Annotated in this window: 16 protein-coding genes; 10 read left to right on the top strand and 6 right to left on the bottom strand. The window is 67.6% G+C overall.

The genetic code is table 11. The features are described from left to right. The first annotated feature begins 14 nt into the window (after positions 1-14). Both HWY45_RS28975 and HWY45_RS28970 read left to right on the top strand, forming a co-directional pair. Positions 15-1,070, top strand: a complete 1,056-nt coding sequence (locus HWY45_RS28975) for a NucA/NucB deoxyribonuclease domain-containing protein (RefSeq protein ID WP_059883817.1) — start codon at positions 15-17, stop codon at positions 1,068-1,070. An 84-nt stretch (positions 1,071-1,154) separates the two neighbouring features. After that, positions 1,155-3,191, top strand: coding sequence for an SMI1/KNR4 family protein (locus HWY45_RS28970; protein ID WP_170304034.1), 2,037 nt, complete (start codon positions 1,155-1,157; stop codon positions 3,189-3,191). Between the two features lie 190 nt (positions 3,192-3,381). Here HWY45_RS28970 and HWY45_RS28965 read toward each other — a convergent pair whose 3' ends face one another. Both HWY45_RS28965 and HWY45_RS28960 read right to left on the bottom strand, forming a co-directional pair. Continuing rightward, positions 3,382-4,113 (bottom strand): LytR/AlgR family response regulator transcription factor, encoded by a 732-nt coding sequence (locus tag HWY45_RS28965; protein WP_059883819.1) that lies wholly within the window; start codon positions 4,111-4,113, stop codon positions 3,382-3,384. A gap of 1 nt (position 4,114) precedes the next feature. Next, positions 4,115-5,188, bottom strand: coding sequence for a sensor histidine kinase (locus HWY45_RS28960; protein ID WP_059883820.1), 1,074 nt, complete (start codon positions 5,186-5,188; stop codon positions 4,115-4,117). A gap of 322 nt (positions 5,189-5,510) precedes the next feature. Between HWY45_RS28960 and HWY45_RS28955 the strand changes: the two genes are divergently transcribed. The 4 genes from HWY45_RS28955 to HWY45_RS28940 all read left to right on the top strand — a co-directional run bounded on the left by HWY45_RS28955 (position 5,511) and on the right by HWY45_RS28940 (position 7,199). Continuing rightward, complete coding sequence (locus HWY45_RS28955; protein WP_059883821.1) at positions 5,511-6,044, top strand: hypothetical protein; 534 nt, start codon at positions 5,511-5,513, stop codon at positions 6,042-6,044. A 157-nt stretch (positions 6,045-6,201) separates the two neighbouring features. Next, positions 6,202-6,390, top strand: coding sequence for a hypothetical protein (locus tag HWY45_RS28950; RefSeq protein ID WP_059883822.1), 189 nt, complete (start codon positions 6,202-6,204; stop codon positions 6,388-6,390). Next, on the top strand, positions 6,356-6,628 hold the full coding sequence (locus tag HWY45_RS28945) for a hypothetical protein (protein WP_081059789.1): 273 nt from the start codon (positions 6,356-6,358) through the stop codon (positions 6,626-6,628). Before HWY45_RS28950 ends, HWY45_RS28945 begins: the two co-directional genes overlap by 35 nt. Beyond that, positions 6,621-7,199 (top strand): DUF4337 domain-containing protein, encoded by a 579-nt coding sequence (locus tag HWY45_RS28940; RefSeq protein ID WP_059883824.1) that lies wholly within the window; start codon positions 6,621-6,623, stop codon positions 7,197-7,199. The genes HWY45_RS28945 and HWY45_RS28940 overlap by 8 nt, the downstream gene beginning before the upstream one ends. Positions 7,200-7,281: 82 nt before the next feature. Here HWY45_RS28940 and HWY45_RS28935 read toward each other — a convergent pair whose 3' ends face one another. Further along, entirely contained in the window at positions 7,282-8,760 is a 1,479-nt protein-coding gene (locus tag HWY45_RS28935) for an aminotransferase class V-fold PLP-dependent enzyme (protein ID WP_059883825.1), read from the bottom strand. Positions 8,761-9,141: 381 nt separating this feature from the next. Between HWY45_RS28935 and HWY45_RS28930 the strand changes: the two genes are divergently transcribed. Together HWY45_RS28930 and HWY45_RS28925 are read left to right on the top strand one after the other, a co-directional pair. Continuing rightward, positions 9,142-10,875, top strand: a complete 1,734-nt coding sequence (locus HWY45_RS28930; protein WP_230946961.1) for a 3-keto-5-aminohexanoate cleavage protein — start codon at positions 9,142-9,144, stop codon at positions 10,873-10,875. Between the two features lie 15 nt (positions 10,876-10,890). Beyond that, entirely contained in the window at positions 10,891-11,424 is a 534-nt protein-coding gene (locus HWY45_RS28925; protein WP_059883827.1) for a gamma carbonic anhydrase family protein, read from the top strand. Between the two features lie 115 nt (positions 11,425-11,539). Here the strand turns inward: HWY45_RS28925 and HWY45_RS28920 are convergent, their stop codons facing one another. After that, positions 11,540-12,421: an alpha/beta hydrolase gene (locus tag HWY45_RS28920; protein ID WP_059883828.1), complete on the bottom strand. Its 882-nt coding sequence runs from the start codon at positions 12,419-12,421 to the stop codon at positions 11,540-11,542. 64 nt (positions 12,422-12,485) lie between these two features. Continuing rightward, on the bottom strand, positions 12,486-13,580 hold the full coding sequence (locus HWY45_RS28915; protein ID WP_059883829.1) for an OpgC domain-containing protein: 1,095 nt from the start codon (positions 13,578-13,580) through the stop codon (positions 12,486-12,488). Between the two features lie 380 nt (positions 13,581-13,960). Between HWY45_RS28915 and HWY45_RS28910 the strand changes: the two genes are divergently transcribed. Continuing rightward, positions 13,961-15,115 (top strand): porin, encoded by a 1,155-nt coding sequence (locus HWY45_RS28910; RefSeq protein ID WP_059565623.1) that lies wholly within the window; start codon positions 13,961-13,963, stop codon positions 15,113-15,115. A gap of 27 nt (positions 15,116-15,142) precedes the next feature. Here HWY45_RS28910 and HWY45_RS28905 read toward each other — a convergent pair whose 3' ends face one another. Continuing rightward, on the bottom strand, positions 15,143-16,054 hold the full coding sequence (locus HWY45_RS28905) for a LysR family transcriptional regulator (RefSeq protein ID WP_059565624.1): 912 nt from the start codon (positions 16,052-16,054) through the stop codon (positions 15,143-15,145). Positions 16,055-16,193: 139 nt separating this feature from the next. Between HWY45_RS28905 and HWY45_RS28900 the strand changes: the two genes are divergently transcribed. Continuing rightward, positions 16,194-17,210, top strand: coding sequence for an aldo/keto reductase (locus HWY45_RS28900; RefSeq protein WP_059810229.1), 1,017 nt, complete (start codon positions 16,194-16,196; stop codon positions 17,208-17,210). Positions 17,211-17,266: the final 56 nt, after the last annotated feature.

Raw genomic sequence — 17,266 nt, 5'->3', positions numbered from 1 at the left:
GCTGGCCATTATTCATGTCTCCGGCGCAAGCGGGGGGCGCGCCCGACGTGTCGCCCATTTGCACGTCCGTATTCCAGGACACGAGCGAAAACTCCCTGCTCAGTCGCGGTTCGCATTGCCAGAAGTCAGAGGCCTTCGACCGGGTGCTGATTGGAGACGACAACAGCGAAACCGGCAGGGTCCGCATCGAGGCCTACACCTATTCGGACAATCCGCTCAACCAGCTGTCGTGGCAGATCCGGTTCCGGTTCCGCACGACGACCCTGTCCGGCAATGGCGGCGGGCTGCAGATCAAGCCGGTTATCGAGTGCGGGTCGCAGTGCACCGTGTCGCCGAGCGCCGGCGTAGGCCTCATGCCGGGTGGCCTCTCCAACGAAACGATCGTCACCATCACGCCGAACATGAAAGAGGGCAATCCGCTGTATGTGCGCCCGTATGTGGAGTACCGGATCGTGAAGACCGGCGACTCGTTCGAGAATGGTTCGAGCTTGACCTCGCATTCGGGCATGAGCTACGTGCCCGATTTGCGCTGTGACGTCGACTTCGCGAAATCCGGCACGCAGGGATGCGTCTACTCGAAGGCGCCGGCGGTGATGCGCTCGGTCAAGACCGACAACCCGGATGTCGACGAATCCGCGAAGCACATCAAGGAGGCGCAGGCGCAAGGGCTGCCGGGCAACTTCGTGCCGCGTGACGACGGTACGATCCTGCCGGGATCGGACTCGCGGGCGCTCACGCGCACCCGCGACGCAACGCTGCGCGCCAGCAATCGCACTACGTCCAAGGAACAGTGCATTGCGAAGTACGGCCAGGTCACCGGACAATGCACGTTCACCGGCGATTCCAACGAAACGCCGAGCGGTTGCGATTGCGATGAGTATCCGTTCGCGGCAACCCATCAGGGCGCGGCGAGCGGAAGGTTCTCGGTCAGGCGCATCGATCCTAGCGACAACCGTCGCGCCGGCGCGTTTCTCGGCGATTTTTTCCGCGCGCAGCGCGTGCTTGACGGCGACGAGTTCTACGTCGACGTCGAACCGGGCGGTGCTTCGCCCGCGTCGAAGCGGCACTGATTCGCGACGCTGCATCTGACCGACCGCGCGCATCATCGGGCTGCTTGCCGACGATGCGCGCGCCCGTACTGTATTGACATGACGATGACGAACGACCTTTTACCGATGCCGGCATGGCTGGCCGACGCCTATCGCCGTTGCGCCGACGCCGTGCCGGGCGGCATGCGCGTCGAGACCGTGCCGGTCGAGCACGCATGCGGACGCGTGCTCGCGCAGGCCGTGACCGCGCCCGACGCGCTGCCGCGGCTTGCGCTCGCGGCGATCGAAGGCTATGCGCTGCGCGCGGGTGACGCTGCACACGCATCGCCCGCGCGGCCGGCGACACTGAATGTGCGCCTGCAATATCCGGTCCTGATTCATCGCGGCGGCGATCCGGCGGCGCGCACGCTGTCGGCGGGCGATGCCGAATGGCTGCCCGCGCTCGCGCCGTTGCCGGCGCATGCGGACACCGTGGTGCCGCGCTCGCGCAATCGCGCGCCCGACGGGCAGCAGCATGCGCGCCTCGACCTTGACGCGCCGCCGGTCGAAGGGGAGGGTGTGATCGCGCGTGGCGCGGATTACGCATGTGATGCGCTGCTGCTCGACAAGGGGCAGCGCATTGGCGCGGAGCAGCAGGCGCTGCTGATCGCCGCAGGCGTGCGTACCGTCGAGGTCAGCCGGCGGCCGCGCGTGTGCGTGGTCGTCGCGAGCTACGACCTCGTGCCGCCAGCCGGCGAGCGGCAGCCGTGGCAGCGTCCCGACGCGAACGGCCCCTATCTGTGCGCGCTCCTGAAGCAGTGGGGCTACGACGCGTCGCTCGAATACGTCGCGCCGCCCGACATGACCTTGCCGCCGCTGGAGTCCCGCGATGCCGAGCTGGCGTTTCGCCGCCAGCTTGCCGAGCTCGTGCAGCGCTACGACCTGCTGGTCGGCACCGGGGTGCTGGCGGAGGCGCCGCACCAGGATGCCGCGCTGAACCGGTTGCCGGTGTTTCCGGTCGGCGAGGCGCGCGTGACGCTGCCGCAGGTGCATGGCGCGCGCTTCAATTTCGGCCGCAGCGAGGACCGTTCGCCGGCGCAGCGCCGGACGTTCGAATTGACCGATGCAGCGGGCCGGCCGCGCGGGTCGCGCGTCGTCACCTATTTCGACCAGGCGACGCTCGTCAATCTGCCGGGCTATCCCGGCGACGTCGCGATCCTCGCGCACACGATCCTGCGTCGGCTGATCGATCTGCTGGAATTTGTCGACGTGCCGGGGCCGTACTGGGAGATGGGTGTACTTGGCGCGCCGACATCGCGTGATCCGATGCTGAATGATCTCCGCTGGGCGACGCTTGCGGCGGGTGCGACGGGCGAGCCGGTCGTGACGCCGCAAGCGGGCGAGCGGGCCGATGCGTTCGGCGCCCTCGCCGGAGCCGATGCGCTCGTCGCGATCGAGTCGGGCGCGACGCCGCTGGCAGCGGGCTCGCCGGTACTGTTCATGCGGCTCGACCAGTCGCGCCGGCCGGTGCGGGCTGCGCGCGCCGCGGTGGAGGACACGCAAGCGGTTCGATCTTCAGCGGTGGACGCATCGCACACGGCCGCCTCTGATGCAACGCGAGCGGATGCGCCAGGCGCCGCCGCACCATCTCCGCACGACACGATCGCGGCAGCCTGGTCGCGTCTAGACGCATGGAGGCGCACGCTGCCGGCCGATGCGCCGGAGCCGTTCCGCGGTCCGGCGAGCGACGAGGATTTGCGCGCGCTCGAGGCGGGGCTGGGCGTGGCGTTGCCGGAGGCGTGGCGCGAGAGCTTGCGGTTGCACGACGGACAGGAAGCCGGGCGTACCGAACCGTTTGCGGGCGAGACGCTGCTGTCCGCTCGGCAGATCCTCGCGCAGTGGTCCATCTGGCACGAACTGGTTGCGCGCGGCGATTTGGCGGACTGTGAGGGCGAGCCGGAGCCGGGCATTCGCGGCGACTGGTACAACCTGAAATGGATACCGCTCACGCACAACGGCAGCGGCGATCATCTGTGCATCGATCTCGACCCGGACGAGGGCGGCCGGATCGGGCAGGTGATCCGCGTGTGGCACGACAGTCCCGAGCGCGAGCACGTGGCGGAGAGCGTGGGCGAATGGCTGGCGCGCGTCGTGCCCGGTTGACGTGTGCCTTGGGGATGGTCGAAAAGATGCGGGAGGCGCAGGCACCATTCGCGCTGCTCACGCGCGGCGGCTCGTGCCTGGCGGACATGCGTGCCGGGCTGGCTTTCCCCATATCCCCGCGTGGCCAGCTTGAGTCAGGCTGGTTTCAATAGGTTTGGGGGTGACCTGAGCTGAGACGGGACGCCGAGCGTCACATCTGCTTGAAGAGGCCCGCGCACGCGCGGCTGACGGGCAGGACGTCGTTGTTCCCGCGCAAATGGATACGCAGCCGGCCGAGCAGATCGCGTTCGATGTGATCGATGGCCGCATAGGCGACGATGACGCCGCGATGCACCTGCGCGAAGCGCTCGGGATCGAGCCGCTGCAGCATGTCCTTGAGCGGCGTGCGGATCACGTGCCGCTCGCCTGCGGTCACGACCTCTGTATATTTGTCCGTGGCCTGGAAGTACAGCACCTCGTCCACCGACACGAGCCGCGTCGTGTCCCTGAGGCCCACGGTCAGCCAGCGGATCGGTGCGACATCCCGCTGCTCGCGCGCGTTCGCCAGCAGGGCGGTGTCGACGGGTGCCGGGCCGCCGCGCTGAAGCTTGACGATGCAGCGCAGCAGGCGTTCGTCGGTCACCGGTTTCAGCAAATAGTCGATCGCCGACTGGTCGAACGCCCGGACCGCATACTCGTCGTAGGACGTCACGAACACGACGTGCACGTGCGGCACGAGACTCGCGATTTTCAGGCCGTCGATACCCGGCATCCGGATGTCGAGGAAAGCGAAATCCGGTCGCTTCGCATTCAGCTCGGCGAGTGCGTCCACGCCGTTGCGAGGCATCCCGACGATCTCGAGCTCAGGCCACAGCGGCGCGAGGCGCGCGGCAAGCTCCGCGGACAGGTTGGGTTCGTCGTCGGCAATCAGGGCGGTCGGCATATCAGGCGATCGGAATCTGCAAGGTTGCGGTCACGCTCCGCATGGCGTCGGCATTCGCGCCGACCGACACGCGGCCGCGCTCGCCATAAAGACTGATCATCCGCGCGCGAACGTTCGCGAGCCCCACGCCGCCGTGCAGCTTCGTGCCGCCGTTGCCGAGTCCCACGCCCGTGTCGCTCACGCTCAGGACGAGCAGGTCGCTGTCGCACGTGCCGCGAATGCGCACCTCGCCGCCGTCGACCGACGGCTCGATGCCGTGCAGCAGCGCGTTCTCGACGAGGGGCTGCAGCAGGAGCGGCGACAGCGGCAAGGCGCGCAGCGCGGCCGGCACGTCGATCGCATAGCGCAGGCGTTCCTCGCCGAGCCGGATCGTCGCGATTTTCAGCAGCGCCTCGACCAGTTCCAGTTCTTCTTCCAGGGTGGAGGCGGCCTCGCGCGTGCGGCTCAGGCTCGCGCGCAGATAGCGGTTCAGGCTGTCGAGCATCGTCGTGGCGCGGGCCGGATCGCGCTCGATCAGGCTTTGCACGTTCGCCAGTGTGTTGAACAGGAAATGCGGCTCGATCTGGGCCTGCAGCAGCGCGAGCCGCGCGGCCGTTTCGGCCTGGCGCGCCTCGGCGGCCTCGCGCCGCTGCGTTTCGAGCGACGCGCGTATGCGCGCGGCCTGCACGAACACCGAGACAAATGCGCAGGCCGCACCGGCGACGACGAACGACGAGCCGTAGGCCAGCCATACCTTGACGCCCGCATGTCCGATCAGGTGCGGAACGTGCCCGATCGTCGAGGCCGCGATCTCGAAACCGATGAACACGCTGGCCGGCGCGACGATCAGGATCTTCGGCACCAGCGCCAGCTTGCCGCGCACGAGCTTGTCGGCGGCGACACTGAGCAGCGTCGCGCTGAAACCGATGCCGTTCGCGACGACCAGATACGGGAGCAGCACCTCATTGCGGCGGGTGGCCCAGAACATCAGCCCGACACCGGAGTTGAAAACCAAGAGGCCCAGCAGCGATCGGCCTCGATGCACTAGGCCGGCATGGGGCGCGGACGACAGGAACGGGAGGAGCCTGCTTTGCATGGCTGCGAGCGAGTGCGGATGGCGGCGATGGTAACGTAATTCGCGGCAGCGTCACCACTGGCGAGCGGCCGCGACGCATGCGCGGCGGCCTCGATTCGCGCACGCAGCCAGCGTAGATGCGACGCGTCGTCGGGTTGTTGTAATGCAGCAGCGCGCGTGGGCTGGCGCGACGACGAAGCGGCCCCGCACGGACATTCGCCGGACGCAGGCGCCGTTCATCGGCCAATTCCCACCGTTCGTCGCAAAGCGCGGCAGGCGGACTTTCCGGCCGCTATAGTCGTCGGCATATCCGCCGCGCGCGGCGCTCTCGATCAGGTACCCCATGCAACATCTCCCGGCCTACGTCTACGTGTTGTTCTGCGGGCTCGCCTATATCGGCGTGACGCGCTGCTTCGCGCGCGAAGTCCGGCCCGTGCGTCCGATCCTGTTTCCGATCGTGTTCGTCGGGCTCGGCCTGTCGAGCCTCGGCCACCTGTTTCCGCAGGCGGGAGGCGATGCCTACGCGGCCGCGCTGGCCGCGCTCGCGCTGGGCGCGACGGGCGGCTGGTTCCACGCGCGCCGCTGGCGGCTGCAGTTCAGGACCGGGCCCGAAGGCATGCTCGTGCGTCTGCCCGGTGACGCGAGCCTGCTGGCCACGCTGCTCCTGACCTTCGTTGCCGAGACGTTCATTCATGACGCGATCGCCACGTCGCGGCCGTGGGCCGCCACCGGAACCTTCGCGATTCTGTCATTCGCGGTCTGGGGCATGCTCGTCGGTATGCCGCTCGGACGCGCGGTCAACGTGGTCACGCGCTGTATCCGTCATGCGAACGGATCGTCCGACGAGGGCGCCGCGCCGTCGTTCGAGTCGCGCTGAACCGGCACGGTCGCCGGCGAAGTCATCGAGACTTTCGCGCCGCGGTCTTCTTCCTCACCCGACGCATGGCGTCGGGCGATTCGCTTTCCGCGTCACGAAGAAACCTGTCCGCCTGCCTCGTGCGATCGGCGCGAACGTGCTCCAGCGGATCGATGCAATGAGCGAGGACGCGCTGGCGGATTTCCGCGCGCGCCACGTCGGCTTCGTCAGCCTGCCGCACCAGCACTTCGATGCGTTCGACGGCATCGCGAAAAGCTATTTTCGCGCCGATCCGCAGACTGGCGCGTTGACCGTGTTCGTCGTGCCCCGCGATGGAGGTGCTGAACACGGTGATCGGGCTGCGTGAGCGCTTCATTCCCGCGACCTTCAATCTCGACGAGCAGGCGCAGGAGAACGCGTCGAAGCGCGCGTCGGCCGGCGCGCAAATTGGGGCCGCTGCTGTAACGCACGCGCGTTCGTTTCCTGGGGCGTCGAATGTTGAGCTGATCGTGTGGTTCGGACGTTGCTCGACTTCGCCCAACTACCGGATAATCGCCGCATTATCCCGAGAGACCGCGTATCACGCGGATGCCAAGGATGTCTGAAGAATTCGAAGTTCATGGCCCTCACGACCATGCGGTGGAACATCACGCGGCTCATGGTGGCGATCAAGGTACGTCGCGCATCGCGGTGCTGACGGCCGTGCTTGCCTGCTTCGGCGCGATATCTGCCTATCAGAGCGGTGCTGACGAGAGCTTCGCGCTGCTCTACAAGAATGACGCCGCGATCCGGAAAACCGAGGCTGCGAACCAGTGGGCCTACTATCAGGCGAAGGGCAATAAGCAGAACCTCGCCGAGCTCGGCGCGGCGTTGAGCCCGGAGGCGTCGCCGCAGCGAAAGCGGTTCGAGACGGATGCCGCGAGATACCGCGCCGACAAGGAGCCGATCCGGGCACGTGCCGAGGCGCTCGAAAAGGAAGTCGAGAAGAACAACGCCGCGAGCGAGGAGCGGATGCACCGACACCATCGATGGTCGCAGGCGACGACCGTCTTCCAGATCTCGATCGCACTGGCGGCGATCACGATCCTCACGCGGCGGTCATGGATGCAGGGCCTGTCGATTGGCGCGGCCGCGATTGGCATCGTGATCGCGGGGTTGGCGTTCTTTGGGGTTTGATTGACTGGCAGTCGCGGAGCACGCGTGACCTACGATATCCGTCTCAAGCTCGTCTGAACTGGCTCACCGCGCCATCACGCCATCACGCCATCCGCCGCGCCACCAGCCGACTCCACAGCATCCCGGCCCGCTTGCCGCTTCCGCAATACGCAAGAACCGGCTTCGGCAGCGCATCGACCATCGCGCCGAACGCATCGACCTGCGCGTCGCCGATCTGATCGGATTCGACCGGGAGGTATCGCGCGTCGAGCCCAAGCTCACGGGCCGCGGCTGCAATCTCCTCGAACGCCGGCTGATCGGCGCTCTCGCCATCGGGCCGGTTGCAGATCACGGCGCGGAAGCCCGCGCTGCGAATCGCTTTCAAATCATCCGGCGTGATCTGGCGCGACGCCGTCAACCCGCTCGATGCGCTCGACCGGCACTGCTCGATCGCGTGCCGGAAGCAGGCGATCGCGAAGTCGATGTCCTGTTCCGTCGTGAAGCGTCCGACGCTGATCCGGACGGTGCGGCCCGCCGATTCCGCATCCAGCCCGATGGCCGTGAGGACGTGGGACGGCGTGCCGGCGGCCGAGTTGCACGCCGAAGTCGACGACACGGCGAGCGCATCGCCCAGCATGAACGGGAAGAAGCCCGGTGCGGTGACGGTCAGGCTCAACGTATGCGGGATGCGCCGCGCCGCGGCCGCGTTCTGCGTGACGTCGCCGAGCGCCAGCACGCCGTCCTTCAACCGCGTGCTGAGCACGGCAATCCGCGCCGCTTCTGTCTCGAGTCCTTCGGCGGCCAGCTCGCACGCGGTGCCCATGCCGACGATCTGGTGGGTCGCAAGCGTGCCCGAACGCAAGCCGCGCTCGTGTCCGCCACCGTGCATTTGCGGCGCGATTCGATCCGCGATGTCCCGGCGCACGAACAGCGCGCCGATCCCTTTGGGCCCATAGAACTTGTGCGCCGACATCGACATCATGTCGATGCCGAGCGCGCGCACATCGATCGGGGTCTTGCCGAGCGCCTGCGCCGCGTCGACGTGGAGCAGGGCGCCGGCGGCGTGCACGACCCGGGCGATCGCGCCGATGTCCGTGAGGGTGCCGATCTCGTTGTTCACGAGCATCAGCGACACGAGGCCGGTGTCCGGGCCGATCGCCGCGGCCACGGCGTCGGCCGTGATTTCGCCGTCGGACGTCGGCGTGAGACAGGTGACCGACATGCCTTGCTTCGACAGGCTGGCCATCGTGTCGAGAATGGCCTTGTGTTCGATGCGGCTCGTAATCAGGTGACGCTTCTCGACGGCGGCATCCGCATAGCCCTTGAGCGCCAGGTTGTTCGATTCGGTCGCGCCCGACGTCCAGACGATTTCGTCCGCATCCGCGCCGATGAGCGCGGCAACCTGTGCGCGCGCCCGTTCCACCTTCGCCCGCGCCTGCCTGCCCGCGGCATGCGAACTCGACGCCGGGTTGCCGAACGCGCCGTCCGCGCCGAGACAGGCGACCATCGACTCGATCACGCGCGGATCGGCCGGCGTCGTCGCTGCGTAGTCGAGGTAATGCAATGTGTTGTTCTCGCTCATATCCTTCACTGGCCCCTTCGCAATGCAGGAAATGATACGGTGACCGACCAGGAAAAAGGATCCAAACTTGGCTGGAAATTGGGCCTTTCGTGGAATATTTTTCTATCGATCGGCGGCGTTCGGGGAGCGGGGGCCTAAGTTGGCGGCATCGGCATGCTGCCCGGCGGTGACCGGGCAGCTCCGCGCTCTCGGAAGACCGTGCCCCGATCTCGAATCGAAACCGGCAGCGGCTCTCGAAAAACGCATGAACATTCCGGGTGCATGTTTTTTCTCGCGATGATTGCGATACAAGCGCATCTGCAAATTGCCGGAGTTTTCAATTGATTTAAACAATTTCGGCGGTTCAAGAATAATCAATCAAATCATTTCAACATCATCTGATTGTTTCTTTCAAATTCCAGTCAATTTACCTTCATAAGCCTTGTATTAAATTTCAATTGCTATAAGCTGATCGTAAGCAACGTTGCTTCATGTATTTCTTCTCATCCAACAGGAAGATTGCCCATGACACGTATGTACATTACGGCCGCTCCTACCGGGGCTGTCCCGAAATGGCTCGATCCGCTCGAACCGACCTTTATTCCGTCCGGTCTTATTCACCCGTTATTCGACTCGGACGAAGCCGAGAAAATCGTCGCGCGTTTGCGATCGGACGGCTGGGAAGCCGTTCCCGCCGGCGGATGGTTGATCGAATCAGGACACGGTTTTTCTCTTGCAGATCGTTTTTTAGCAGAACTACCAAACCCGCCTGTCGCGCGCCATGCATTGGAGGAAATGGGGTGGACTCACCGCGATCGGGCGTGGCATCCGCCACCGGTGTCGGCATCCGGCAGCGCCGTCATTCCGCGCGAATGGCTGGCGGCGCTGTCGTCGGTCGAGCTCGTCAGGCGCATCGTGCTGCAATTGACGACGTATGGATGGGTGGCCGACGAGCGCGGCGATCTCGTCTGGCATCACGCGAAGCTGCACAGCTATGTGCCGCCTGCGCTGATCGAGTCGATTCGCGAGGATTGTCCGGCGCTGCTGGCGAAACTCGAAACATCCGGCTGGCGTGCATGCGGCGCCGGCTACTGGCAAGCAGGCAAGGGGCGCTCGCCGGTCCTGCCGATCACGCCGGATGCAATCGTCGACGAAACCGTCCGGTCGATCCAGGAAGGCGCGGCGGTCGTGCACCTGCACACGCGTGAACTCGGCGACCGCACGTCGCTCGAGATCCCCGGGCTGGGCGCCGTCACGGTCGGCACGCAGCGCAACCAGATCGTCGTGGACCACTACGACGCGATCGTGCCGGCGGTGCGGAACGTCGATACGACGGCGATCCTGAATCTGTCGACGAGCGTGCGGGGCGATCGTCAAGGCTCGCGCAGCACGCTGCGGCGCGCTCACCTGAAATCCTACGGCGAGGCCGCGGTGCCCGAAGTTGCGTCGCTGAGCCCGGCCGCGGTGATTTTCCAGGGCGGCGGCGGTTACGACAACGCGCCGGATTTCCTGGCCGAGCAGTTCGCGCATTTCCAGCGGGTCGGCACGCGCCCCGAGGTGGAAGTCTTCAATCACACGATCATCGACAACGCGACCACCCTTTACCGCGCGTTCCTCGAAGCGACCGGCCGGCCCGTGCTGTTCATGCTGGTGGCCGGCGTCGACCAGTACCGTCGCGATCCGGTCAGCGGGGACGTGGAGGACGATTCGCTGATCGCGCCCGACGTCCGCCAGGAAATCGCCCGCTGCGTGGCGGCCGGCGACGCGCCGGCGCGGCAGCGCGCGATCGATCTCGCGGTCGAACAGCTGAGCCCGGTGGTCGCACGGCTGCGCGACGGCTTTCCGTCATCGCTCGTCTCGCTTCTGTTGCCGGGGCCGCTGCAGGCGATACTGGCCGATCTCGCGCACGCGTTGCGCCTGGACGGCGTGCGCATCGGGCTGGAAGACGGCCTGACCGTGCTCGACAACCGGGTTCCGGGCGGCGTGCGCAAGGCGCGCGGCACCTGGGAGCAGGTGCGCATGCTGCGCGAAGACCTGCTGGCCAGGGGCGTCACGGTGCAAACCGCCGCCGAGGTGCGGGACATGCTCGGCCTGCCGGTCGCCAGGCCGCGTACGTCGCATTCGACACGCGCATGACGGAGCGAATATTCGATGGCTATCTATCGATTGGGTGAGCGCGTGCCCACCATCCATGCGAGCGCGTTCGTCGCGGATACGGCGTCGATTGTCGGCGACGTTCGGCTGGGCGCCGATTCGAGCGTCTGGTTCGGCGCGATCGTGCGCGGCGACACCGAGCCGATCGTCGTCGGCGCGGGCACCAACATCCAGGACGGGGCCGTGCTGCATACGGACGCGGGGTGCCCGTTGACGATTGCCGAACACGTGACGGTCGGCCACCAGGCCGTGCTGCATGGATGCACGATCGGCGAGGGCTCGCTGATCGGGATCCAGGCGGTGGTGCTCGACGGCACGGTGATCGGCCGTCAATGCCTGGTCGGGGCGGGCGCGGTCGTCACGGCGGGCAAGGTGTTTCCCGAGCGATCGCTGATCCTCGGTGCGCCCGCCAAGGTCGTTCGCGTCCTGACGGATGAGGACGTCGCGCGGCTGCGCACGAATATCGGCTTCTATGCGGAGGTGCGCAGGCCGATGTACCAGCGGGCGCTGCACCGGATCGATCCGGTGTGACCCGGCTCGGCGAACCGTTGCGTCCGGCCGTGGACGCTTCGGCATGACGCGGCCGGCCCTTCGCCGGGCCGGCCCGCGCCACCCGCCCGGGCGCGCAATAGTGCGCCCGGGCGGCTTACTTCACGCAATCGAGCGTATACCTGAGCGCCGGCGCGATCATGCCGCGCCACACGTCCCACGTGTGGCCGCCGTCGACGATGCGCAGCTCGGCCGGGTTCTGCGCGCGGCGCAGCTGCGTATACAGCAAGCTCGATTCGGCCTGGATCGTCAGGTCGTCGTCGCCGGCGGCGATGAACATCGGCACGCGCCAGCTCCGCGCGAAATAGCCGCGCAGCAGCGCCGGGTAGTTGAGTTCATGCCAGACACGCGAGTCGAACTGCTTGTCGCCGAACACGCCCACGTAGCGCGCCGCGGAATTGAGCGGCGGCTCGTTCGCGTAGATCGCGGGGCTCAGCAGCATCGCGCCGCAGAACAGGCCCGGCTCGAGCAGCGCGAAGCGCAGCGCGCCGAAGCCGCCCATCGACACGCCGCCGATCGCGCGGCCCGCGCGCTGGTTCGACACCGCGAAATGCGCCTCGACGTCCGGCAGCAGGTCGTTGAGGAACGCGCTCTGCATCCGTTCCTTGCGGTCGACGTACCAGTCGGTGCCACCCTGCGGCATCACGATGACGACCGGCGGGATGTCGTGCCGCTCGATCAGCGTATCGGCGGTGGTCTGCAGGCGGCCCTGCGTGATCCAGTCGTTCGCGTTGCCTGCGTTGCCGTGCAGCAGGTACAGCACCGGGTAGCGCGCGCCTTCCGGGTTGTAGCGCGGCGGCAGGTAGACCGTGTACGACCAGTCGCGCTGCAGCGACGACGAACGGAACGTGCGCATCGCGACGCTGCTGTCGTCGCTGATCGGGGCGACCTGGGCCGGCTGGGCGGGCGGGGAGGATGCGGCGGATTCGGCGAAGCCGATGGTCAGCGCGGCGGCAAGCAGGAAGGAAAATCGGCGCATGTCGAGCGGGGTGAGGAGTATCGTCGCCTATCGTAGCAGCGGCGGATGACGGTCGCGCGGCGGTTCAGCGCCGCGTGCGGAACGGCAGCCGCGACATCAGCGGCGCGTAGAGCTTGGCGACGAGGTACAGCAGGCCCATCGCGCCGACGTCGGCGGCCAGCCCGAGCGGCACGTCGAGGTAGCCTTCGGTCGCCTGGTACAGCAGCGAATCCACCGCGAGCGAGATGCCGGTGCCGGCGACGAAGCACAGCAGGCCCTGGCGGCCGATCGTGCCGATCCACGGCATGGCGTGCGCCACCTTCTTCATCCAGCCGAGGTGCACGAGCTTGGCCGCGAGCCACGCGATCGCGAGGAAGTTCACGAGCCGCAGCACGCCGAGGTTCTGCTTGATCGACGGATCGGTCGGGAACGGCTCGATGCGCAGCCGGTAGTACGCGCCCGCCGCGACGATCGCGAGCGACGCGGCGGTCAGCAGCCAGCCCTGCGGCTTCGGCGCGAGCGTCTGGTAGACGGGCTGGCAGCGCGAGACCGCGCCGAGCACGAACAGCAGCTGCCACGCGAACGGATTGAAGTCCCATGGCGCGCCCTCGACGGTCGGCAGGAAATGCGCGGCGTGCGGCGCGGCGAACCACAGCGACGCGCTGAACGCGAGCAGCAGCCACGGCTGGCTGCGCGCGAGCGGCAGCGCGAGCGGGACGAGCAGCGCGAAGAACGCGTACATCGGCAGCACCGACGCGAGGTACGGCTGGCGCCGGAACAGCAGGATGTCGCGCAGCGCGGCGAGCGGCTTGTGGATCAGGCCGTCGAGATCGTTGGTCGGCATGTTCGGGCCGTCGATCGCGAACGCGTTCAGCGCCGCGGTGATCAGCAGCATCAGGCCCGCGGTGACGAGGAACGCGCGGTAGATCTCGAACGCGCGGCGGATGAAGCGCTGGCGCGCGGCGGCCTCGTCGTGGCGCTCGGCGAGCGAGTTGTACGCGATCGCGGTCGCGAAGCCGCCGAGGAACACGAATACTTCGGCGGCGTCGCACAGCGCGTACGCATGCAGCGTGACACGGGACAGGATGCTGCCGCCGATGTGGTCGACGACGATGACGAGCAGCACGAGGCCGCGGAAGAAATCGAGCTCGGCGTAGCGGCCGGGCCGGGCGGGGCTCATCGGCGCGCCTCCCGGCGAGCGCCGCGCGCGCGGCCGGCACGCACCGCGCGTGAATCGGGGTCAGGCATGACTTCGTGAAGAATTGTCGACAGGAGGCGCATTGTGCCACCGAAGTGGCCGGTTCAGGGTTTACGTGAATGGCATATCTGCCAGCCACGGCCCGCAAGGCCCGCCCGGCAACCGGGACAATGGGGCCAGTTGGAAGGGCGCAACGCTTTGCGCGCGGGTGCCGCGCCCCGATGGACGTTTGGATTGCGTCGTGACACCATTTTGACCATTGCGCGGCGTGCCACCCCGCGCCGCCCGCCGATCGGGCCATACAAGACCAACAACCGGGCGCCCCGCACGAGCGCCCCGACTCCCGGTTCTGGAGATTCGCCATGAAGAAGCACGTCCTTTCCGCCGCCGCGCTGGCCGCCTTCGCCGCACCGGTGTTCGCGCAAAACAGCGTGACGCTGTACGGCCTGATCGACGAGGGCTTCAACTACACGAACAACGTCAACGTGGGCGGCCTCGGCAAGACCAACTACCAGCTCGCGAGCGGCTATGCGCAGGGCAGCCGCTGGGGGCTGCGCGGCTCGGAGGACCTGGGCGGCGGGCTGAAGGCGATTTTCGTGCTCGAAAACGGCTTCGACGTGAACAACGGCCGGTTCAACCAGGGCGGCCGCATGTTCGGCCGGCAGGCGTTCGTCGGCCTGTCGGAGTCGCGCTTCGGCACGCTGACGTTCGGCCGCCAGTACGACGCGCTCGTCGACTATCTCGCGCCGCTGACCGCGAACGGCAACTGGGGCGGCACGCTGTTCTCGCATCCGTTCGACAACGACAACACCGACAACTCGTTCCGCGTCAACAACACGGTGAAGTATGCGAGCCCGGACTGGAACGGCCTGACGCTCGGCGGTACGTACAGCTTCAGCAACAGCACCGGCTTCGCGAACAACCGCCAGTACAGCATCGGCGCGCAATATTCGCTGGCCGGCCTGCAGGTCGCCGCGGCCTACCTGCAGGCGAACAGCCCCGGGATCGGCAACGCGGGCGCGATCGCGGCCGACGACGCGAACTTCGTCGCCGACCGCCTGCGCATCTTCGGCGGCGGCATCAACTACACGTTCGGCCCGGCGACGGTCGGCTTCGTGTACACGAAGACCGACGTGAAGAATCCGGTGTCGACCGTCTACCTGCCCGCGTCGACGTTCTCGGGCCTCGGACTGACCGCGACGAAGTTCCAGAACTTCGAGGTCAACGGCAAGTACCAGCTCACGCCCGATTTCTTCCTCGGCGCGCAGTACGTCTTCACGGACGGCAAGTTCGACGCCGCGGCCGGCTCGTTCAAGCCGAAGTACCACACGGTGGGCGTGATGGCCGACTACAGCCTGTCGAAGCGCACCGACGTGTACCTGCAGGGCGCATGGCAGAAGGTCGCCGGCGACCGCACCGGCACGGCCGCCGACGGCGGCTACGTAGTCGGCACCGACGGCCCGTCGTCGTCGTCGAACCAGTTCGCGGTGCGCGCGGCGATCCGCCACAAGTTCTGATCGCCGGCGCAGGCGTGCCGACGCCCGTCAGCCGGGCGGGCGCGTCCGCCCGATCGTCTGCGCGAGCCAGTCGACGAAGATCCGCACGCGCGGCGCAAGATGCCGGCCATGCGGAAACACCACCGACACCGGCAGCGGCGCCGCATTCCATTCCGGCAGCACCTCGACGAGCGAGCCGTCCGCGAGCGGCCCGTCGAGGCTGTCGCGCGGCGCCTGGATCATTCCGAGCCCGGCGAGGCAGCAGGCCAGGTACGCCTGCGAACTGTTGACCGACACGATGCTGCGCATCTTCACCGCGTGCATCTCGCCGGTATCCATGTCCGCATATTCCCAGTCGAGCTCGCGGCCCGTGCGGCTCGAGAAATAGCCGACCGCGACGTGTTCTGGCAGGTCGTCGGGCGAGCGCGGCGTGCCGTGGCGCGCGAGATACGCCGGCGACGCGCAGTTGACCTGCGCCAGCTCGCCGAGGCGCCGCGCGACGAGCGACGTGTCCGACAGCGCGCCGACCCGCACCGCGCAGTCGATGCCGTCGGCCACCAGGTCGACGAAGCGATCGGTCGTGCTGATCACCACCCGCAGGTCCGGGTAGCGCGCATGGAACGCCGGCAGCGCCGGGATCACCTCGTTCAGCGCGAAACGCTCGGGCAGGTCCACGCGGATCACGCCGCGCGGCGACGCGCCGGCGTCCTCGAACAAGGTCTCGGCGTCATCGAGATCTGCGAGCAGCCGCACGCAGCGCTCGTAGTAGGCCGTGCCCTCGGCGGTCAGCGCGACGCGCCGCGTCGTGCGCTGCAGCAGGCGGATCTTCAGGTGTTTCTCGAGGTACTGGACGGCGTTGCTCACCGTCGGGCGCGGCAGCTGGAGCTGCTCGGCCGCTTTCGTGAAGCTGCCCAGATGGGCGACGCGCGCAAAGATGCGCATTGCGTGCAGATGATCCATGCGAGGCGGGGGTGGGGCGGATTGGACAGCCTCCATTGTTAATCAGCGTCGAATGGTTTGGTGGAGTCTTTCGCGTTTATCACCAGCCGGGATCTCGCCAGAATGCGGTCCATCCACTCACCACTTCGAGGAAACGGACATGGAACTGCGTCAACTGGGCCGCTCGGGCCCGCGGGTGTCGGCCATCGGGCTCGGCTGCATGGGCATGTCGGACCTGTACGGGCCGGCCGACCGCGCGGAGAGCATCGCGACGCTGCACGCGGCGCTCGACCACGGCATCACGCTGCTCGACACCGGCGATTTCTACGGGATGGGCGACAACGAGATGCTGATCCGCGACGCGCTGCGCGGCAGGACGCGCGAGCAGGTCGTGATCAGCGTGAAGTTCGGCGCGCTGCGCGATCCGGCGGGCACCTTCGTCGGCTACGACGCGCGGCCGGCGGCCATCCGGAATTTCGTCGCGTATTCGCTGAAGCGGCTCGGCACCGACTATCTCGACATCTACCGGCCGGCCCGGATCGATCCGGCGGTGCCGATCGAGGACACCGTCGGCGCGATCGCCGATCTCGTGAAGGCCGGGTACGTGCGGCAGATCGGGCTGTCGGAGGTCGGCGCGGACACCGTGCGCCGCGCGGCGGCCGTCGCGCCGATCGCCGATCTTCAGATCGAGTATTCGCTGCTGTCGCGGGACATCGAGGCCGAGATCCTGCCGGCCTGCCGCGCACTCGGCATCGGCGTGACCGCATACGGGGTGCTGTCGCGCGGGCTGCTGAGCGGGCGCTGGACGGCGGCGCGGGAAGTGGGGCGCGATTTCCGCGCGGCAAGCCCGCGCTTCCAGGGCGAGAACCTGACGCACAACCTCGCGCTGGTCGAAGCGCTGCGGGCGATCGCGGACGAGAAGGGCAGCAACCCGGCGCAGGTCGCGATCGCGTGGGCGCTGACGCGCGGCGACGACATCGTGCCGCTGATCGGCGCGCGCAAGCGCACGCAACTGCAGGACGCGCTGTCGGCGCTTGCGATGCAACTAACGGTCGATGATCTCGCCCGCATCGAAGCGGCGGTGCCCGCCGGGGCGGTGGCCGGCGACCGTTATCCGGCCGCACAGATGGCGCACCTCGACAGCGAGCAGGGGCGAGGGGCGGCTCACAAGGGGTGAGCAGCCGTCGGCTGGCGGCCTCACTGCCGCCGGGCGCCGCCCATCGTGCCGCCCGG

This window comes from Burkholderia stagnalis, from assembly GCF_902830275.1.
Taxonomy (GTDB): domain Bacteria; phylum Pseudomonadota; class Gammaproteobacteria; order Burkholderiales; family Burkholderiaceae; genus Burkholderia; species Burkholderia stagnalis.
The sequence above is the reverse complement of the archived record's forward strand: the minus strand, read 5'-3'. Positions and strand labels throughout refer to the sequence as shown.